The 19,214-nt window shown below is 70.3% G+C and carries 18 protein-coding genes; 8 read left to right on the plus strand and 10 right to left on the minus strand.

What is annotated here, in order from left to right; translation table 11 throughout:
• Nucleotide 1 precedes the first annotated feature (1 nt).
• Nucleotides 2–1,105: a YveK family protein gene (locus tag CLV40_RS27480; protein WP_104481892.1), complete on the minus strand. Its 1,104-nt coding sequence runs from the start codon at nucleotides 1,103–1,105 to the stop codon at nucleotides 2–4.
• Between the two features lie 137 nt (nucleotides 1,106–1,242).
• A complete protein-coding gene (locus CLV40_RS27485) occupies nucleotides 1,243–2,874 on the minus strand; it encodes a hypothetical protein (RefSeq protein WP_104481893.1) in 1,632 nt (543 codons plus the stop codon).
• 414 nt (nucleotides 2,875–3,288) lie between these two features.
• Here CLV40_RS27485 and CLV40_RS27490 point away from each other — a divergent pair, with 414 nt between their 5' ends.
• Nucleotides 3,289–4,302, plus strand: coding sequence for a right-handed parallel beta-helix repeat-containing protein (locus CLV40_RS27490; protein ID WP_146108269.1), 1,014 nt, complete (start codon nucleotides 3,289–3,291; stop codon nucleotides 4,300–4,302).
• A gap of 259 nt (nucleotides 4,303–4,561) precedes the next feature.
• A complete protein-coding gene (locus CLV40_RS27495) occupies nucleotides 4,562–5,293 on the plus strand; it encodes a dienelactone hydrolase family protein (RefSeq protein ID WP_104481895.1) in 732 nt (243 codons plus the stop codon).
• A 44-nt stretch (nucleotides 5,294–5,337) separates the two neighbouring features.
• Here CLV40_RS27495 and CLV40_RS27500 read toward each other — a convergent pair whose 3' ends face one another.
• Both CLV40_RS27500 and CLV40_RS27505 read right to left on the minus strand, forming a co-directional pair.
• Complete coding sequence (locus CLV40_RS27500) at nucleotides 5,338–6,321, minus strand: TolB family protein (protein ID WP_104481896.1); 984 nt, start codon at nucleotides 6,319–6,321, stop codon at nucleotides 5,338–5,340.
• The gene (locus CLV40_RS27505; RefSeq protein ID WP_245931602.1) at nucleotides 6,318–7,460 is read right to left on the minus strand and encodes an MFS transporter; all 1,143 of its coding nucleotides are present in this window, start codon (nucleotides 7,458–7,460) and stop codon (nucleotides 6,318–6,320) included. Before CLV40_RS27505 ends, CLV40_RS27500 begins: the two co-directional genes overlap by 4 nt.
• On the opposite strand from CLV40_RS27505, the gene CLV40_RS39915 reads away from it, so the two are divergent.
• From CLV40_RS39915 to CLV40_RS27515, 3 genes are all read left to right on the plus strand, one after another.
• A complete protein-coding gene (locus CLV40_RS39915) occupies nucleotides 7,447–7,587 on the plus strand; it encodes a hypothetical protein (RefSeq protein ID WP_181043773.1) in 141 nt (46 codons plus the stop codon). The genes CLV40_RS27505 and CLV40_RS39915 overlap by 14 nt on opposite strands.
• A gap of 199 nt (nucleotides 7,588–7,786) precedes the next feature.
• On the plus strand, nucleotides 7,787–9,196 hold the full coding sequence (locus CLV40_RS27510; protein ID WP_104481897.1) for a glycosyltransferase family 4 protein: 1,410 nt from the start codon (nucleotides 7,787–7,789) through the stop codon (nucleotides 9,194–9,196).
• 26 nt (nucleotides 9,197–9,222) lie between these two features.
• The gene (locus CLV40_RS27515) at nucleotides 9,223–10,530 is read left to right on the plus strand and encodes a UDP-glucose dehydrogenase family protein (RefSeq protein ID WP_104481898.1); all 1,308 of its coding nucleotides are present in this window, start codon (nucleotides 9,223–9,225) and stop codon (nucleotides 10,528–10,530) included.
• A 685-nt stretch (nucleotides 10,531–11,215) separates the two neighbouring features.
• Here CLV40_RS27515 and CLV40_RS27520 read toward each other — a convergent pair.
• Both CLV40_RS27520 and CLV40_RS27525 read right to left on the minus strand, forming a co-directional pair.
• Nucleotides 11,216–12,076 (minus strand): IS5 family transposase, encoded by an 861-nt coding sequence (locus tag CLV40_RS27520; RefSeq protein WP_245931603.1) that lies wholly within the window; start codon nucleotides 12,074–12,076, stop codon nucleotides 11,216–11,218.
• Between the two features lie 321 nt (nucleotides 12,077–12,397).
• Nucleotides 12,398–13,207: a hypothetical protein gene (locus CLV40_RS27525; protein WP_104481900.1), complete on the minus strand. Its 810-nt coding sequence runs from the start codon at nucleotides 13,205–13,207 to the stop codon at nucleotides 12,398–12,400.
• A 66-nt stretch (nucleotides 13,208–13,273) separates the two neighbouring features.
• Between CLV40_RS27525 and CLV40_RS27530 the strand changes: the two genes are divergently transcribed.
• Both CLV40_RS27530 and CLV40_RS27535 read left to right on the plus strand, forming a co-directional pair.
• Entirely contained in the window at nucleotides 13,274–13,483 is a 210-nt protein-coding gene (locus tag CLV40_RS27530; protein ID WP_104481950.1) for an RNA polymerase sigma factor sigma-70 region 4 domain-containing protein, read from the plus strand.
• Between the two features lies 1 nt (nucleotide 13,484).
• The gene (locus CLV40_RS27535) at nucleotides 13,485–14,033 is read left to right on the plus strand and encodes a Clp protease N-terminal domain-containing protein (protein WP_104481901.1); all 549 of its coding nucleotides are present in this window, start codon (nucleotides 13,485–13,487) and stop codon (nucleotides 14,031–14,033) included.
• A 303-nt stretch (nucleotides 14,034–14,336) separates the two neighbouring features.
• Here CLV40_RS27535 and CLV40_RS27540 read toward each other — a convergent pair whose 3' ends face one another.
• The 3 genes from CLV40_RS27540 to yczE form a co-directional block, all read right to left on the minus strand.
• Nucleotides 14,337–14,699 (minus strand): VOC family protein, encoded by a 363-nt coding sequence (locus CLV40_RS27540; protein ID WP_104481902.1) that lies wholly within the window; start codon nucleotides 14,697–14,699, stop codon nucleotides 14,337–14,339.
• A gap of 70 nt (nucleotides 14,700–14,769) precedes the next feature.
• Nucleotides 14,770–15,852, minus strand: a complete 1,083-nt coding sequence (locus CLV40_RS27545) for a calcium:cation antiporter (RefSeq protein WP_104481903.1) — start codon at nucleotides 15,850–15,852, stop codon at nucleotides 14,770–14,772.
• 9 nt (nucleotides 15,853–15,861) lie between these two features.
• The gene (gene yczE, locus CLV40_RS27550; protein WP_104481904.1) at nucleotides 15,862–16,527 is read right to left on the minus strand and encodes a membrane protein YczE; all 666 of its coding nucleotides are present in this window, start codon (nucleotides 16,525–16,527) and stop codon (nucleotides 15,862–15,864) included.
• Between the two features lie 60 nt (nucleotides 16,528–16,587).
• Here yczE and yczR point away from each other — a divergent pair, with 60 nt between their 5' ends.
• The gene (yczR, locus tag CLV40_RS27555; RefSeq protein WP_104481905.1) at nucleotides 16,588–18,030 is read left to right on the plus strand and encodes a MocR-like transcription factor YczR; all 1,443 of its coding nucleotides are present in this window, start codon (nucleotides 16,588–16,590) and stop codon (nucleotides 18,028–18,030) included.
• 321 nt (nucleotides 18,031–18,351) lie between these two features.
• On the opposite strand, the gene CLV40_RS37490 is transcribed toward yczR, so the two are convergent.
• Entirely contained in the window at nucleotides 18,352–19,203 is an 852-nt protein-coding gene (locus CLV40_RS37490) for a hypothetical protein (protein ID WP_146108270.1), read from the minus strand.
• Nucleotides 19,204–19,214: the final 11 nt, after the last annotated feature.

The raw sequence follows: 19,214 nt of genomic DNA on the forward strand, positions 1-19,214 counted from the left end.
GCTAGCTGCGCGGTTCTTGCGGCGCCTGGGCGGGCTTGACCCGCACCGTCGGGGGCTCGCGGTACTCGTCGGGGGAGCGGTTGCCCTGCCCCTGCGGCCGGTTGAGCTGGCCGCTCTGCCGGGTGCGGTTGCCCGACGGCGGGAGCTGGCCGCTCTTGGTGCCGTTCACCGGGGCGCCGTTGGCGGGCGCGGCCGGTGTGCCGGTGGCCTGCTTGCCGTCCGACTTCGCGGCCGCGGGCTGCTGCTGCCGCAGCTGCTCCACCTGCGCGGGCCGCACGCGCTGGGTGCGCTCGGACGGGCTGTCGCCGCGCAGCGGCTGCGGGGCGCGGGGCGCGGCGGGCGGCGGGACCGGCCGCTGCGGGTCCTCGGCCCGGCGGGTCTCCTCCCGGGCCAGGTCACCGCGGCGGTCGTCGCGCCGGACGTCGTCCCGGTCGTCCTGCTCGTCGAACTCGTCGAGGTCGTCCTCGTCGGGGTTCTCCCGCCTGCGCTTGCGCGCCTGCATGGTCTCCACCCCGTAGACCGCGGCGAGGCTGGCGATCAGGCCGAGCACCAGCGCCACGGCCGCGGCGCGCAGCTTGCCGCCGCGCAGCGGCTCGGGGACGGTCGGCGAGACGACGTCGTCGACGCGGATGTAGGTGCTCGGCGCGGCGCCGAGGGTCTGCTGGCGCTTGGTCAGCTCGTCCTTGACCTTGTCCAGCACCTGGATCACCAGCTCCCGGGAGCCCGGCTCGGAGGCGCTGTCGGTCTTGATGGTGATGAACGGGCCGCCGTCGGAGCCGCCGGTCAGCACGAAGGTGTGGTCCGGCTGGTCCGCCCCGAGCGACTTGACCACCTGGGGGGTGTTGATGCTCTGGATGACCACGGACGCCGTGATCGACAAGCTGCTCTCGAACGCCAGCAGCGGGTTGGTCTGACCGTTGACCTTGTCCGCGGTGGTGGTGGCACCGCCCGCGGGTGAGGTCAGCACCACGACCGCCGTGGACTCGTAGTGCAGTGGCATGGCGACGTAGACCCCCGCCGCGCTGCCCACCGTGACGGCGAACACCGGCAGGGCGACGTACCACCGCTTGAGCAGCACGAGCAGGGTTTTGAAGAAATCCATCATCTGCGCCCCAACACACGACGTGACGCCGAGCAACAGGTCCGGCCGCCTACTTGTGGATTCATCGGTTTCGAACGAATGTCGTTACTCCATGTGATCCTACGCGCTGGCACGCTGGGCCGTCCGGAGTAGCGGGGTCTCTATCGATTGAGGTTGGTCCGGTATCGCCACACCCGGTATGACGTCCCGTCCGACACCGGGGTTGAGAGCAGCAGGTCCTTCTCGCACACCACAATGTTGACCTTTGTGCCGCCGCCCTGCTGCGGTTCCACAAAACGTTCACAACCCGGGTTCGCCGGGTCCGGTTTGCCGGGGTCGTTGTCGCCGCGGGCGTAGAGGGCGACGCCTCGGCGGGCGAGAAACTCGTGCACCGTGCCGTTCTTGAGCGCGTCGAGGTACTCGGCCGAGTTCACCAGGCCCTCCAGGTGCACGACGGGTCTGCGCAGGTGGTAGCCCAGGCTGCCCGCCCGGTCACCCATCGCGATCGGCTCCTCGCCCGGCACCAGCGCGTCGATCTGCGCGGCCACCGCCGGACCGGCCTCGATGAAGGCCGAACGGGCCACGGTCTTGGTCGTCGACCGCACCCCGTTGAACGCGACCGCGGCCACCAGGACGACCACGCCCGCGCCCGCGAGCACCGCACGGGCGGGCACCCGGTCGGCCCAGCGGCTCAGCAGGGCGGGCCCGGCGAGGGCGATGGCCAGGGGCGCGGAGGAGAAGTACCAGGGCCACAGCTGCCAAGAAGAGGTAAACGCGTAGTAACCGACGGTGAGTACGCCACCCGCCAGGACCACTCCACCGAACCGGGCCGCGTGGCCCAGACCACCGGTCGCCCTGGCCAGCAGCGCGCCCACGACGACGACCAGCGCGACGGTGCCCAGCCAGGTCGACTGGCCGAACAGGACCGGCGAGGTGAGGAACTGTCCGATCGTGTCGGTGTTGAACCCGCCGCCGCCGAGCGCCTTGGCCTGACCGGAGACCGGCAGCGGGGTGTTGAAGAGGAGTTGGTTCACCACGAGGTAGGCGGCCAGCGCGAGAACGGGGAACGTCGCCATGGACAGCGTCAGCCGCAGCCACGGCTTGCCCGCGCGCACCCAGGTCGCGATGGCGACCACCGCCAGGACGGCGACCGGGAAGACGGTGTCGAGCCGGGCGAGCACGGCGATGGCGATGAGCGCGCCGACCGCGCGGGCCTGGGTGGTGCCGAAGCCCGGTGCGGTGAAGCCGTCGGTCCGCAGATAAATCGCGGCGAGCCAGAGCAACCCGAACAGCAGGACGCCCGTCTCCATACCCGAGTACCAGAACGAGGGGCCTGCGGCGCCGACGACCAGGAGCGGTGCGGCACACAGCGTTACCAGGACCGGACGGCCGGTGATCGTGCCGATCCGGTCAATCTGCCGTCCGGACGCGATCGCCAGGACCGATGAGACGAGCGTCACAGCAACCAGCGCGGCTTTACCGTTCGTGATCGAAAAGACCGGAACGAGTAGCAGTAGCCACAGAGGGTGATATCCGTTGGTCGGGTCCAAACCGTTGAAGGTGGACCCGTCGCCCGCGGCGATGTGTCCGGCTACGCCGAAGTAGTAGAAGGCGTCGTCATCGAACAAACCGACGGCCCTGGGGTAGTCCGAGAACACCACCATCGCCAGTCTGATGATCGCGATGACGGCGGCTACCAGCGTCGCCGTCAGCCAGACCCGCGGTCTGCCCGCCGCGCCCGCGACGGCGGCAGGCCGTCCGGGGGCGGGTGTCGGTCGTGCGCTCGTGCGCATCCCTGCTCCCGGCTGCCGTAGAGAAGTGCTCGCGACAGGGATCGCGCTGCGGGCGGAATCGTTACGCAGAGTCGCTTCGCTCCAACGGGTGACGGATCCCACTCTTGGTAATCGGAAACTCCGTCGCGTCGTGACTCCATTGTGATCTGGCGGCGGTTGTGCATAGGCTGCCCCCGGTTCGCGGGCAACCCCGATGTGCCGCGGCCGAAAACCCTTGTCCTGCAACGGGGGCGACTTACTGCCAACCGGAAGGATCTCATGTCCGCTCGACCTCAAACGTCTGCGGAGTTAGGCCAGAGCCGCCGGTCCAGACGGGTGCACACCGTGCTCGCGACCGGAGTGGCCGTCGGAGCCCTGGTGCTCGTGGCGGGCTGCAAGCCCGTAGCGGGCAAACCTGCGCCGAACCCTCCCATCGTGACCACGACCACCACCGTCCCGCCCGCGCCGACCGAGGCGCCACCCTCGACCGAGACCCCCACCTCAGCTCCGCCCACATCGGCGTCGAGCACGCAGCAGTCGGCCTCGTCGACCATCAAGCCCACCGCCACCAAGCCCACGGCGCAGCAGCCACCGGCGCCCGGCGGTCCCCCCGCGAACGGTTCCGCCCCACAGCCCGGCCAGGTCGGCTTCCGCGGCGACCGGGCCGCGCTGAAGGTCGTCGACGGCCCCGGCTCCGCGCCCCCCGGCACCACGTGGAACTCGGGTGCCCTCCGCTTCGGCGGCGGCAACGTCACCCTCGACGGCGTCTACGTCAAGGGCGGCATCGAGTACAACGGCAAGGGCACGCTCACGATCCGCAACTCGGTGATCGAGGGCAACCACAACAGCTGGGCGCCGCTGCTCGGCAACAGCGGGCACATCGACGTTCGCGACACCACGATCACCTACAAGGACGACCAGTGGCCCGGCAAGGAATGGGGCAACGGCGCCATCCACGGCGACGCCACGGTGACCGTCATCCGGTGTGACATCTCGGGTACCCCGGACGGGATCCAGAACGGACCCGGCAACAGCACGATCGAGCAGAACTACATCCACGACATGCTCCGTGCGGGTACGTACCCGAACAACACCCACAACGACGGCATCCAGTCCTACGGCGGCCCGAACACGGTCATCCGGTACAACCGGATCGACATCAGCGCCGACGGCAAGGCCTACGACGGCACGCACCAGAACGCCGCGGTCTTCATCATGACCAGCGACGGCTCGCCGACCAGCGGCCTGCAGATCGTCGGCAACTACCTCGCGGGTGGCGGCTACATCGTCCGCATCGGCGCCTCCGCCAGGGGAGCGATCATGACGGACAACAAGTTCGGCACCACCGCGGGCGGTTTCGGCGAGTTCACCGTGGACGACGGGGCGACCTTCACCTCGTGGAACAACAACGTGAGCTCCGCCAACAAGCAGCTGAACCAACCGAAGTAGGCAGTAGGGCGCACAGGGCAACCCTGTAACCCCCCACCCGAACGGCCGCCGTCATTTCCCCCGGTGACGGCGGCCGTTCGCGCGTCCGGCGAAAACCCGTTGGTGGGCCGATGCTGAGCACTGCTACCTTGTCGTGAGCCGTGCAGGAGACCGAGGAGGTGGTACCCGTGAACACATCGACATGGGTGCTCCCCTCAGGGGTCACGGCCGGGCGATAGGTCGTCCGGGAGCGCCGCGAGCACTCCCGAAGGGCACGACCATGCGTTTCACTTCCGAACAGCGCTTCGACGACGGCGTCCTCGAACGCCGGTTCACCCTCGGCGACGTCCCCGGCATCCTGTGGACACCCGCCGACACCTCCGCGCCCGCGCCGCTGATCCTGGTCGGCCACCCCGGCGGACTGGACAAGATGTACCCCCGGCTGGTCGGCCGGGCCAGGCACGCCGCGGCGGCGGGGTTCGCCTCCGTCACCATCGAACTGCCCTGGGCGGGCGACCGGCCCCGGTCCGCCGATGCCGAGCAGGCCCGCGCCGACCTGCGCGGTGCGTTGCAGGCGGGCGAACCCGTCAGCGACGACATCGTCGAGCGGCTCGTCCGCCCGCTGGTCGACGCGGCGGTCCCGGAGTGGCAGGCGGCGATGGACGCCACCCTCGCGCTCCCCGAGGTCCGCGGCCCGGTCGGCTACTCGGGCGGGGTGATCGCCATCGGTCTGCGGCTGGCGGCGGTCGAGCCGCGCGTCGCGGCCGCCCTCCTGTTCGCCGGGAGCTACGTGCCCCGCGCGATGTTCGAGGAGGCCCGGCGGGTCACCACCCCGCTCCTGGTCCTGCTGCAGTGGGACGACGCGGGGAACGACCGGCAACTGGCCCTGGACCTGTTCGACGCGTTCGGGTCCGAGGAGAAGACGTTGCACGCCAACATGGGCGGGCACACCGGCGTCCCCTCGTTCGAGGGGGACTCGGCGGTGCGGTTCTTCGCCCGGCACCTGAGGTGAGGTAGCGGCGGCCGCTCACCGGCGACCCGGTGAGCGGCCGCCGCCTACGTTCCGGAAGGGACGGTCGCGGCGGGGCCCGGTGAGGAAGCGCCGACGACCAGCTCCCGGGGGTCGCCGCTGCCGTCCGACCGCGACTCGAAGATCGTCGCCTGCCCGTCCCGCACCTTCGCGTAGGCCAGCGTCGAGTTGTCCAGCCAGGCCGCCTGGTCGTCGACGCCGTCGGAGTCGGGCAGCAGGGTTTCCTTGCCGGAAGCCAGGTCCAGCACGAACAGCTGCCAGCTGCCCAGCTTCCCGCCGCGCTTCTTGTACGCCACGCGCGTCTGGTCCGGTGACAGCGACGGGCACTCCGCGGACTGCCGCACGGTCACCATGGACCGGGCCTTCAGGTCGCCCTTCACCAGCCAGGTCTTGTCGCCGGAGCCGAGGGTCGCGTAGAAGGTGTTGTCGTCGTCGGCGACCGTGACGCCCCAGTAGTTCTCGTTCTGGCGCTTGTCCGGAACGCCCTCGATGGTCATCGAGAACGATTCCAGGGACTCGATGAACGTGTCGGTGCGCAGGTCCAGCACGCCGGTGCGGGTCGAGAAACCGCCCGGTGCCAGGTAGGAGTCACCGGTGACGAACACCGTCCACGACACGATCTTGCCCGAGGCCGACACGCGGGCCCGCGACGGCGTGCCCGGCAACTGGATCGTGCGCACCTGCTTGCCGGTCGAGTCGAACACCGCGGCCTCGTACGCACCCGGCAGGCTCAGCCGCAGGCACACCGTCGTCCCACCCGCGGTGTAGACGCGCAGGCACTTGAGCGACCCGGGCTTGCGGTTCCCCGAAGCGTCCATGGTGGACACCAGGTTCTGCCCGCCCGCGTTGTCGATGAAGGTGAGCCCGGTCGCCACGGGCTGCCCCGGTCTGGTCGCGGCGTCCGCCTGGTCGCGCAGTTCGGCCACCACGTAGAACACCCCGGCGGCGAGCACCAGGACGATGGCGACCACGCCGACGACGATCCGGTTGCGGGCAAGCCAGTCGATCACCGCGAAACCTCCGGGCGGATGAGCAGGTAGACACCGGCCAACGCGGCCGCGAGCGCGCAGATGACGATGGTGACCGCCGCGCCGAACTCGAGGTTCTGCAACAGCAGTCCGAACACGACGGACGAGGCGAACCGGGCCAGCGCCTGACCGGTCTGCACGATGGAGAGGCCGCCCGCGCGCAGGTGATCGGGGACCAGCGTCGCGCCGTGCGCCATCAGCACGCCGTCGGTGGCCGCGTAGAACAGGCCGTGCAGCGCCACGGTCACGATGACCAGCGGGACGCCGCCGAACGGGCCGAGCAGCAGCAGGTACACCACGAGCAGCACCACGTGCCCGGCGAAGAACACCGTCCACCGGCCGACCCGGTCGGCGAGCCTGCCGAACGGGGTGGCGAACAGCAGGAAGGTCAGCGCGGTGCCGACCGGCATCAGCGCCAGCCAGTTCGGCGGCACGTCGGCGGTCTTCTGCAGCACGACGAAGACGAACGCGTCGGAGATGGTGGCCAGGCCCAGCAGCGCGGCGGCGATCGTGGTCCGGCGCATGCCGCGGTTGCGCAGCAGCCCGAAGATCGCCTTGACCGTGACGACCTTGCCCGGCACCCGCTCCAGCCGGGGCTGGCGCACGAAGCACACCAGCACGATCACGCCCAGCAGGCCGAACACGAAGCTGATCATGAAGATCGGGCCGGGGCGGAAGGTCAGCCAGGTCAGCACCGCGAAGGTGACGAGCGGGCCGAGCAGGGCGCCGATGGTGTCCATGGTCCGGTGCACACCGAACGCCCGACCCAGGTCCGCCGTCGGGGTGACCAGCGAGATCAGCGCGTCGCGCGGGCCGGTGCGCAGGCCCTTGCCCGCCCGGTCCAGCGTCTGCACCCCGCCCAGGCCCAGCGCGGAGGCGCCGACCGGGATGAAGGCGAGCTTGGTCACGGTGGACAGGCCGTACCCGGCGACCGCGACGCCTTTGTGCCTGCGGATCCGGTCGGCGACGTAGCCGCCCACCAGGCGCAGCAGCGCGGTCGCGCCGGTGTAGATGCCGTCCAGCAGGCCGAGTTGGACGTAGGTCATCTGCAGGGAGAACAGCACGTAGACCGGCATGAACGCGGTCACCATCTCCGAGGAGATGTCTGTGAGCAGACTCACCGTGCCCAGGAGCACGACCGTCGTCGAAACGCGGCTGCGCAGGGCCGGATCGCCCGCCCTGGACGCCTTCCGCTCGGCCTTGGAACGCCTGGTCGACGCGACGTACACCGAACACCTCCGCAGGTAGACCGCCTACCGCGGCGCTGCATTAACCGGTACCGGCCTGAGTATCGGCAAATGACCACGGTGTGTAACAAGCTGGCGAACTCGACCGAATCTTTGGTGGGTACTCGCGCACGCTTACCGGCTCACTCCTACTGCCGGTAACCGAAGTGCCCGTTCGAGCGACTACGTCAACAGTTGTCTTCGGCCAGGAAGAGGTCCCCGTGAGCCGTCAGAGGGCCCCGCATGTCCTGATCATCGTGCAGAACCTGCCAGTCCCGCTCGACCGGCGGGTCTGGCTGGAGTGCAAGGCGCTCAGGGCCGCGGGTTACGAGGTGTCGGTCATCTGCCCGAAGGGGCCCGGTGATCCCGCCTACGCGGTGCTGGACGGCGTCCACCTCTACAAGTACGCCCCGCCCAAGCAGGCCGAGGGCCTGGCCGGGTACGCGTGGGAGTTCGTCTACTGCTGGCTGCGCACCGCCGCGTTGACCCTCAAGGTCCGCAAGCGCGCCCGGTTCCACGTGATGCAGGCGTGCAACCCCCCGGACACCTACTGGGCGCTCGCCCTGCCGTGGAAGCTGCTCGACGGGGTGAAGTTCATCTTCGACCACCACGACCTCAACCCCGAGGTGTTCAGGTCCCGCTTCGGCGAGCCGAAGGAGCTCGGCGGCAAGGTGCAGCTGGCCATCCTCAAGTGGCTGGAGCGGCGCACGTTCCGCACCGCCGACCGCGTCATCTCGACCAACACCTCGTACCAGGACATCGCGGTCCGCCGCGGTGGCGTGCCGCGCGAGCACACCACGGTCGTGCGCTCCGGCCCGGACACCTCCGTCATGCGCCCCACGCACGCCGACGCCGACCTGCGCCGCGGCGGCAAGCACCTGGTCGCGTACCTGGGCATCATGGGCCCGCAGGACGGCGTGGACGGCGTGCTGCTGGCCGCCGACCGGATCGTGCACCACCACGGCCGCACCGACTTCCGGTTCGTGCTGCTCGGCTTCGGCGACTGCCTCGACGACCTGAAGAAGCAGTGCACCGACCTGGGCCTCGACGACTACGTCGAGTTCACCGGCCGGGTCGGGCCCGAGCAGATCTCGCGGTACCTGTCGGCGGCGTCGGTGGGTCTGTCCCCGGACCCGCGCAGCCCGCTCAACGACGTGTCGACCATGAACAAGACCATGGAGTACATGGCGTACGCGCTGCCCGTGGTCGCCTACCGGCTCACCGAGACCGTGGTCTCCGGCGGCGAGTGCGCCGTCTACGTCGAGCCCGGCGACAGCGACGGCCTGGCCGACGCCGTGGTCGCGCTGTCCGACGACCCGGCCAAGCGCGCCGAGCTGGGTGCCGCCGGTCGCCGCCGGGCCGAGCAGGTGCTTGACTGGCGTCCGCAGGCCCAGGCCTACGTGGGTGTCTACGACGAGCTGCTCGGCTTCGCCTCGGCCGGTCCGTTCCCGGACGGGTGGCCCGCGGTCGACCGCCGGTCGGCGGACCAGCAGGCGGAGAAGCTCGTCGACCAGTGGGGCAACCGGCTGGTCGACCTTCGCGACGACGCGGCGCTGCGCGAGTTCGCCGCCACTCGCGCCTTGACGCTCCAGGACGAGTCGGAGCGGGCAACCGGTCCGACGGCGAGCTGAATTCCGTACGCAGGGGAGAGGGAACGATGTTCGTACGACGGATCGCCGTTGTCGGCACCGGGTACGTGGGCTTGACCACGGGGGCCTGCCTGGCCTCGCTCGGCCACGACGTGGTGTGCGCGGACGTGGACGCCGCGAAGGTCGCGCGCCTGTCGCGCGGTGAGGTCGACATCCTGGAGCCGGGCCTGGCCGAGCTGGTGGCGGAGGGCATCGCCGCGGGCAGGCTCACGTTCGTGCTGGGTGCCGCGGCGGCCGTGCAGCACGGCCCGGAGGTCATGTTCCTGTGCGTGCCGACGCCGATGGGCGTGGGCGGCGTGGCGGACCTGAGCATCGTCGAGTCGGTCGTCGAGGAGGTCCGGGAGCTGCTGCCCGCGGACTGCGTCGTGGTCAACAAGTCGACGGTCCCGGTCGGCACCGCCGAGCGCACCGCCGAGCTGCTCGACCGCCCGGACGTGGGCGTCGTGTCGAACCCGGAGTTCCTCCGCGAGGGCAGCGCGGTCTACGACTTCCTCAACCCCGACCGGATCGTGGTCGGCGGCAGCAAGCAGGACGCCGCCGAGCGCGTCGCGGCCCTGTACGCCAAGCTGGGCGCCCCCACCGTGCTGACCGACGCGCCGAGCGCCGAGCTGGTCAAGTACGCGGCGAACTGCTTCCTGGCGATGAAGCTGTCGTACGTCAACGCCGTGGCCGAGCTGTGCGACCGCCTCGGCGCGAACATCAGCGACGTCACCGAGGGCATGGGCTACGACAAGCGCATCGGCCAGGCGTTCCTCCAGCCCGGTCCAGGCTGGGGCGGCTCCTGCCTGCCGAAGGACACGTCGGCGATGGTCCAACTGGCCGACGCGGCGGACTTCGAGTTCCGCCTGATCAGGGCCACGATTGACACGAACACCCGCCAGCGCCAGCGCATGGTGGAGAAGGTCCGCCTCGCGGTTACCGGCAAGCGCAACGGTTCCCTGTCGCGCCGCCGCCTGGCCCTGTTCGGCCTGACCTTCAAGGCGGGCACGGACGACCTGCGCGACTCCCCGGCCCTGGCCGTGGCGGCCCTGCTGCGGCAGGCGGGGGCGGACCTGGTCGGCTACGACCCGGCCCTGCGCCCGGACTCCCAGCACCCAGACCTGGCCCCGGTAACCGTCACCGACGACCCGTACCAGGCCGCGAAGGACGCCGAAGCCGTCATCGTCCTCACCGAGTGGCCCGAGTTCCGCACCCTCGACTGGCCCCGCCTGGCCGAGTCGGTCCGCAACCCCATCGTCGTGGACACCCGGAACCTCCTCGACCCGGCCGTCGCCCGCCGCGCCGGATTCGAGTGGATCGGCATCGGCAAGCCCTGACCGGCGCCGCGTAGACCCCCATGGCCCGGGGCGGACTCGTTCCGCCCCGGGCCGTTTTTCGTCCGCCCGAGTTATCCACAGGCATGATCACCTTCGCCCAGAACTGTCGGTGCCCACCACTAGAATGGAAAACGGGGGGCCGACGGCCACCCAAGATCGTTTTTTGGCGCCTTGCCCTCTCTGGTTGCCTCGGCGGACTGGGCTGGCGGTCGATTTCACTGCGGCTCCCCACGCGAATTGCGTACGAAGCTCGATTGGGCGCATTTTCTTTGCGCGGGGCCTCTGCGAGCCTGCGGTGGGCAAAGCGGTGGGGATGGGCAAGCCGCCTTCCCCGCGGGCAAGCTTGAGCAGACTCGCACCTCCACACAAAGAAGATGCGCCCGATCGAGCAGGAATGGCGTGCGCGATGAGTTCGCGGGGGGCAGACGTTCGGGGTCTGGTGGGCGCGGCTTGGCGGGGTGGTAAGAGTTGCGGGCCAAGCGTTGTGGCGGGGCATGTTGGCTTGGCGAGTGCGGCTTGCTGAAGTGTGGCGCTTGATCCCGTGGCAGGGCGCGTTGTGTTGGCGAGTTGGTGCGGCCGCGTGAGGTGGGTTGGCGGCGGGACGTTCAGGGGCTTGGCGAAGCGTGTAGGGGCTGCGGTGCCGGGTGTTGTGGCAGTGCGTGGCGCCTCAGAGCGTGTTTGAGATCTACCGTGTGGTGAGTGGGTGTGGTCCGGGGCGGGTTGCGGCGTGTCCTCGGGTGATGCGGCGGGTCATGGTGGTGATAGCGGCCCAGCGGATGATGGCCTCGGAGGTGGCGGGGTGGCGTTCGTGGTCGCGGGCGAGGCGTCGGTGTGCGGTGAGCCAGGCGAAGGTGCGTTCGACGGCCCAGCGTCTTGGGATGACCGCGAATCCTTTCTGCCCTGGGGGTTTGCGTACGATCTCGATCGTGGTCCGCAGTGTGCGGGCCCAGTCGACGAAGGCGCCGGCGAACCCGGCATCGGCGAACAGGTGTCGGACACGACGAGTCGTCTTGGTCATGATCTGGCGGTGGCGCAGTTCCAGCACGAGCTTTCTGCCGCCGTCGCGGTCCTGCGCACTGGCGGGCAGCACCAGCGCCACCAGCAGCAGGCCGAGGGTGTCGGTCACGATGAACCGCTTGCGGCCGTTGACCTTCTTGCCCGCGTCGTAGCCTCGGGTGTCGACACCGACGGTGTCGGAGCCCTTGACCGACTGGGAGTCCATCAGTCCCGCGCTCGGTTCCGGGTCTCGTCCCGCGTCATCCCGGACCCGAGCTCGCAGGGCGTCGACCATCCGGAAGGTCAGCTTCTGCTGCTCCCACCTGGTGAAGTACCAGTACACCGTCTCCCACGGCGGGAAATCCACGGGCAACGCCCGCCACGCACAGCCCGTGCGCACCACGTAGAGGATCGCGTCCACGATCTCCCGACGAGGATGCTTCTCGCGCCGACCACCCCGCGGATGCGCCGACGGCGCCGGTAACAACGGCTCCACCACCGCCCACTCGGCATCGGACAGATCCGACGGATACCGCTGCTCACGCGCCACCCCACCCACCCTGACCGACCACCCGGGCAAGATCAAGCAGCCACGCCGACCAAGATCTCAAACACGCTCTCAGTGAGTCGGCGTGGCCGACTTGGGTGAGCTGGCGTGGAGGTCAGCAGGTGTTCGGGTCTCTGGTGGGTGGGGAACGGCTGTCGTGTCGTGGCAGGGCGCTCCGCGCGGCGGGGCCGGCGGGCGCTCGGGGGCTTGGCGGTGTGAAGATTGGCTTGTGGGCAAGGGTTTGTGCGCCTGGCCTTGGGCAGGGTGCGGCGCTTTGGTGTGTCGGCGTGGCCGAATTGAGTGAGTCGGCACCGCGACGGGTGGCTAGAAGGTGATCAGGACCAGGGCTTGGTCGTCGTGAGGTTTGGGGCGGGGCCAGCGGATGCCGTGGGGGTCGGTGGATTCCGCTGCGCGGACGGCGTCCAGGACGGATTGGGGGCCGGTGGTTTGGCACAGCCGCAGGGCTTCCGGCCAGTCGAACAGGTTGTATTGGTCTATGCCACAGGCGACGCCGTCGGTGGCTATGAGGGTGGCGGTGACGGAATCGCGGGGCCAGGTGGCGCGGATGGCTTGGCGGGCCGCCGCCGGGACGGCTTCGGCGACCCAGTAGCCGCCTTCCTTGTTGCGCAGGGCCGAGGTTTTCCGCGATGACGCGCGGAGTGCGGCTAAGTGCTCCGGTGAATAGCCGCCGCCTTGGCGGAGGCGGTCCCGGTAGCTGCCCTTGGGGAGTTGGCTGAGGCGGAGGTCGGCGACGACCTGGGGTTCCGGGGTGAAGGCGACGACGGGGGTGTCGGCCAAGACCAGGGCCTCGACCTCGGCCGCGTTCCAGCGGACGATCGCCACCGTGCTGGCCGGGCTGTCGCCCGGTGTGAAGCCGTTGCCCCTGGCCACCGAGCGGATCGAGGCGGCGAGGTGGTCGGCCAGGTCCAGTTCCGGGGCGGCGCTGAGCCTGCCCGCCAACTGGGCCGCCAACTCCGCCGCGTACGCACCCCCGCTCGGCAGGTCCGGGCGCAGCGAGGTGGCGCCGTCGAGTACGACGACGGCGTCGGGGAGGACCACGACGATGTCCTCGCTGGGGCGTGGCTTCCCGTCCACGCCGAGGCCCGCCGCCTCGGCGAAGGTGATCTCCGGCATGGGGTCGATCCTGCCTCGCGTCAACCCCGGTTGACAACCGGGGCAATGTCAACCTATGTTGACGGCATGGTCGAGGCAACGCAGTTGGCCAGCGCCGCGGGCGACCAGGACCCCCAGGTGGGGCTCCGAGCGGTCGCCGCACTGCGCAAGCTCCTGGAGCAGTTGGAGTCGGTGCAGGTGCGCAGCGCGCGCGTCAACGGATGGTCATGGCAGGAGATCGCGGCCGAGCTCGGTGTGAGCAGGCAGGCCGTGCACAAGAAACACGGGAGGCAGTGACATGTTCGAGCGGTTCACCAAGCAAGCCCGCGTCGCCGTCCGCGACGGCGTGCACATCGCCGAGCAGGACCACGCGGCACGCATCGAGCCCGAGCACCTGCTCCTGGGCATGCTCCGCCAAGACGGCACCCCCGCCACCGCGGCGCTGGCACACCACGCCGTCACCACCGCCGCGGCCCGCGACGCCATCGCGGCCGTACGCAGGCGCGGCGGCCTCAACGACGCCGACGCCGCCGCGCTGAGCGAGTTCGGCATCGACGTGGACGCCATCGTCACCGCGGTCGAACAGGCCCACGGCCCAGGAGCCCTGGGGAACGAACCCAAGCGCCCGCGCACCACCCGCCCCCGCTGGCGGGTACCGATCTCCTCCGATTCCAAGCGTGTCCTGTCCACCAGTCTCCGCGAAGCCCTGGACCTGGGCGACCGGTCGATCGGCGACCACCACCTGCTGCTGGCGATCCTGACCGTGGGCGGCGTCGCCGCCGACGCCCTCGCCTCCCTCGGCGTCACCCACCACGGCGTCCGCACCTACCTCGCCGCGGCCTCGTAACCAGGCCCGGCCCTCGTCGAGGTCAGGCGGGAACGCTCAGGGACGCGGGGGAACGACACCGTTTCAGCTCGCCACCGGCACACCAAAGCGACGGCGACCCGAGGTCGTCGATCCCAAGGTGTCGATCCCCGCTGCCGGCACAATTTCCGATGCGGCGATGTGCGTGGTCGACTGGCTTGGCCGATCAACCGCGTGCGCACTTACCTCGCCCAAGCGGCTGCCCACAAGCAGGCACCTCACCTCGGCCAAAAGGCCAAGGTGCGTGGCAGGCACCTGTCTCGGTCAGTCACCTCAGCGCGCGGCTCACACCTCAATCACCGACAAGATGTTCCCCGCCGGGTCGCGGAACCACGCTATCGGCGGACCGACCGCCCGCATGATCCCCTTCTCGTCCGTGCCCGGGTACCGCTCGAACCGGACCCCGAGCGCCACCAGACCGTCCACTGCGGACTCCACGTCCGGCACCGGGAAGTTCAGGATCGTGAACTCGGCGGGCGTGTGGTTCGGCTTGGGGTACACCAACGTGTCCCGGTCGCCCGCGATGTGCAAGGTGAGCATGCCGTTCGCCTCGGACACGCGGAGCCCGAGGGTGTCGCCGTAGAACTTCTTCGCGGCCGGGACATCGTCCACAGAGAACCCGCTGAAGGCTTTGGTGTTCGCGAACATCGCGATCTCCTTTCGTCTTGACCCAGTCTCCTCGTCCCGTGTCAAGCCCGCACGAAGTTGTCCACAGCCCCTATGGGGTGACCGCGAGGAACAGGAACGCGCTGAACAGGGTGAGGTGCACCGAGCCCTGCAGCAGCGTGGCCCGGCCGGTGACCAGGGTCAGCATGCTCGTCACGACCGTCAGCACCAGCATCACGAGTTCCTTGGCCCCCAACCCGAGCGTCAGCGGGCCGGTCAGCCAGATCGACGCCACCGCGATGGCGGGGATGGTCAGCCCGATGCTGGCCAAGGCCGACCCGAGCGCCAGGTTGAGGCTCACCTGCAGCCGGTTGCGCAACGCGGCGCGCACCGCCGCGACCGTCTCCGGGAGGAGGACCAGCAACGCGATGAGGACACCCACGAAGGACACCGGCGCGCCCACCGACTCCACGGCGGATTCCAGCGTGGGCGACACGGTCTTCGCCAGCCCGACCACCGCGACCAGGCACGCCAGCAGCAGCCCCAGGCTCAGCAGCGCGGTCCGGTTGGCGGGCGCGGCGGCGTGGTCGTCGTCGCCCGTGCCGTCCTTCGGCAGGAAGTAGTCGCGGTGCCGTACGGTCTGCACGAACACGAAAACCCCGTACAGCACCAGCGACGCCACGCCCGCGAACGCCAGTTGCGCCCCCGAGAACGTCGGCCCCGGCGTCGACTCGGTGAACGTCGGCAGCACGAGGCTCAGCGTCACCAGCGCGGTGATCACCGCCAGCGCCCCGCCGGAGGCGTGCGCGCGGAACTCCTGCACCCGGTGTCGCAGCGAGCCGAGCAGCAGCGCCAGCCCGACGATCCCGTTGGTGGTGATCATGATCGCGGCGAACACCGTGTCCCGCGCCAGCGACGACGCCTTCGCGCCGCCCGACGCCATCAGCGTGACGATCAGCGCCACCTCGATCACGGTCACCGCGATCGCCAGGATCAGCGTGCCGAAGGGCTCACCGACGCGGTGCGCGACCACCTCGGCGTGGTGCACCGCGGCGGTGACCGCGCCCGCGAGCCCGAGGCAGACCAGTATCAGCAGCACGGTCCCCAGGTCGCGGCCGTAGGACATGAGCAGCACTACCAACGCGATCGGTGGGACGGCCAGACTCCAGCGGGGAAGGGCGAGGGCGGTGGTCATACACCGACCCTAATGTCCGGTTCGCGCCCCGCCACCCGCGCCGACGTCGCCCTCGACCCGTGGCCGCCAGGTCACGAACGGCAGGAACGCCTGCGCCAGCGGCCCGATCCCCAAGGCGTACAACACGGTTCCCACGCCGACGGTGCCGCCGAGCAGCCACCCGACCACGAGCACCGTGACCTCGATCGCGGTCCGCACCCAGCGGATCGCCCACCCGGTCCGGCCGGAGACGCCAGTCATCAACCCGTCGCGCGGTCCGGGGCCGAGGCGGACCCCGATGTAAGCGGCCGTCGCGAGCCCGTTGAGCACCACACCGCTTACCAAGAGCACCAAACGCACTACGAGGTTGTCCGGCGTCGGTAAGACCGCCAACGTCAGGTCTACCGACCCGGCGACGATCACCACGTTGGCCACCGTGCCCACACCGAGCTTCTGCTTGATCGGGATCCAGCACAGCAGCACGGTGACGCTCGTCAACGCGGTGACGATGCCGAAGCTCCACCCGGTGATCTTGTGCAGCGCCTCGTGCAGCACGTCCCACGGCGCGAGCCCCAGCGCCGCCTCGATCTGCATGCCGACGCTCACGCCGTAGAGCGCGAGGCCCGCCGTCAACTGGGTCAGCCGTCTGCCGGGGCTGAGGCGAACGGGAACTGGGTGCAACATTGGACCGGCCATGCCCCTATCGTCACCCGGGATTGGCTTTCAATCGACAGCCAATCTGCAATGATTGGCCTCATGATTCCCCTGGCTGGACGAGTCTCTGGTGGCCGATTGGTCAGCCTGCTGGGCCAGTGGCGGGATCAAGGCGGCCGACAGGGCTCCGCCGCCCTCGCCGCGGGCATCCGCCTGCTGATGTTCGACGGCCAGCTCCCACCGGGCACCACGCTGCCCGCCGAACGCGAACTGGCCGCCGCCCTCGGCGTGAGCCGGACGCTGGTCGCCGCCGCCTGGGACCTGCTGCGCGACGACGGCCTGATCGTCAGCAGGCGCGGCTCCGGCTCCCGCACGACCCTCCCCGCCGCGCCCCCGCACACACCCTTCCCCGAACGCAACCAGCCGATCGACTTCGCCACCGCGGCCCCGGCAGCGCTACCCGGCGTCGGATTGGCCGTAGACGCCGTCCGGGGTGCCTTCGCACTGGAACTGGCCGGACACGGCTACCTGGGCTTCGGTCTGGACGTTCTCCGCGAACGCCTGGCCGCGCGCTTCACCGTCCGAGGACTGCCGACCACCCCGGACCAGATCCTGGTCGTCAACGGCGCCCACCACGGCCTCGCGCTCGTCCTCAGCGCCATGACCGGCCCCGGCGACCGTGTGCTCGTAGAGCAGCCCACCTACACAAACGCTCTCGAGACCATCCGCGCCGCGCACGTCACCCCCGTGCCGGTCACCATGCCGGAGGAGGGGTGGGACCTGGACGGCATGGAGGCCGTCCTGCGCCAAGCCGCGCCCCGGTTGGCCTACCTCATCGTGGACTTCCACAACCCGACCGGACGCCGTCTCGACGCCCCCGGCCGTGAACGCTTGGCCGCGCTACTACGGCGCGCACGCACCCACGCGGTCGTAGACGAAACCCTGGTCGAACTGGACCTCGACGGCGACCCCCTCGACGGCCCACCCCCCATGGCCGCTTTCGCGCCCAACCAGGTCATCACCGTCGGCTCGGCCAGCAAATCCCACTGGGGCGGGCTGCGGCTGGGGTGGGTCCGGGCGACCGAAGAGGTCATCGGCAGGCTCGCCGCCTCCCGCCGCGCCTTCGACCTCGGCTCGCCGGTCTTCGAACAGCTGGTGCTCGCCGAGCTCTACGCCGACCCCGAGCCGATGCTGCGGCAGCGCCGCGCGGAGATGGCGCACACCAGGTCCGTGCTGGTCGACGCCGTGCGCGCGCACTGCCCGGACTGGACGTTCGAGGTGCCGCGCGGCGGGCTGAGCCTGTGGTGCGGGCTGCCCGCGCCGATCGGCACGCGGATCGCGGTCGCCGCGCAGAACGTGGGGGTCCGGGTGGCGCCCGCGGCCCGGTTCAGCGTGCACGGCGGGCTGGAGCGCAGGCTGCGGCTGCCGTTCACGTTGCCGCCGCCGCTGCTCGTGGAGGGCGTGCGGAGGGTCGCGGGCGTGGCCGCCGGGGTCACCGGATCGTCTGGAACGCTCGGTTCCGACGGTCTAATCCCGGTCGCCTAGCTGGCTTTACCGGTTCCGAGGCGGTAGAAAGCCAGTGCGCTGGATGGCGTAGAGGTTTGGACCTTTCGCCACCCAGCGCACGTCGGCCTCGGCGTGCCACCCCGCGCGCCGGCACAGCCCCTCGTTGTGCCGACCGGGTGGACCGAGGGGGAGCCCCGGCGCCGCGGGGGCATCGCGGCGCCGGGGCCAGGTCCCGATCAGACCGGGCGCGGTCGGCTGATCGGGGTGGGGGAATGGCTCAAAGGGGTATCAGCGCACCTGGGTGCGGTTGTCCGGCGCAAACTGGCCGGTGTGCGGGCACAGTGGTCCCGCGGAACCCGGTCAGTCGGGTGTCGACGTGGGCAGCCCGGCCTCATGACCGGGTGGCTCGACCGCTCTGTCCCCGGCCGCGCCGAGCGCGAGGGGCGGGATGAGCCGGTGGCGGCCCGTCATCGCGCCGGAGAAGGCGCGCGCGTTGCCGCTGTTGTCGTGCGTGGGCGACGCGGTGCTCGCAGAGGTCGCCGGGCAGACGGGTGCGGACGGTGCGGTGGGCGATTTCGGTGCCTTTTCCGTACCTGCCTGCGGACCGTCGTCGGGGACGGTCGACGGCACGGATGGGGCTACCTGCTCGGGCACCGTCAGGTTGGGTCTTTGGGGCGTCGGGGGGACCGTGCGCGGTGCTTTGGCCACTACGGCCTGCCGGACGTGCTTGACCGGCTGCTCGACCTTGGGCTCGGGTGCCGGGACCGGCTGGGGCTCGGGCACCTCGACGACGGGAACGACTTCGAGGACTACCTCGACGACTGGGACCGCGTTGTGCACTGACGCCGACGCGGGCCCGCTGTTGGTCCCGTGGGCCGCTGACTGCTCCGGAGCCGCCTGCATGGTCGCTGCGGCGGGCGATGGCCCGGCGAGCGTGTAGACAGGCTCTGAGTGCGTTGTGGGTACCAGGTTGTGGATAGCGCTAACCGTGACCGCAGTGACCTTGATGAGCCGGTTGGTCGTAGTACCGACAAGTTCTGCCTGTGCGACTACGGCGCTGTCTTGGACCACTGGAATGGGCTGGGTGGTGATGCCGGTGTCGGCGGACGCGGAGTCCGCGGTCAGCACCCCGATCACCCACGCGACCACCACCAGCCCGGCGGTGACGGCGAACCGGAGCAGCAGGCGCGACGCGTTCGATGTCCGTGCCACGTTCTCACCGC

Source organism: Actinokineospora auranticolor, assembly GCF_002934265.1.
Lineage (GTDB): Bacteria > Actinomycetota > Actinomycetes > Mycobacteriales > Pseudonocardiaceae > Actinokineospora > Actinokineospora auranticolor.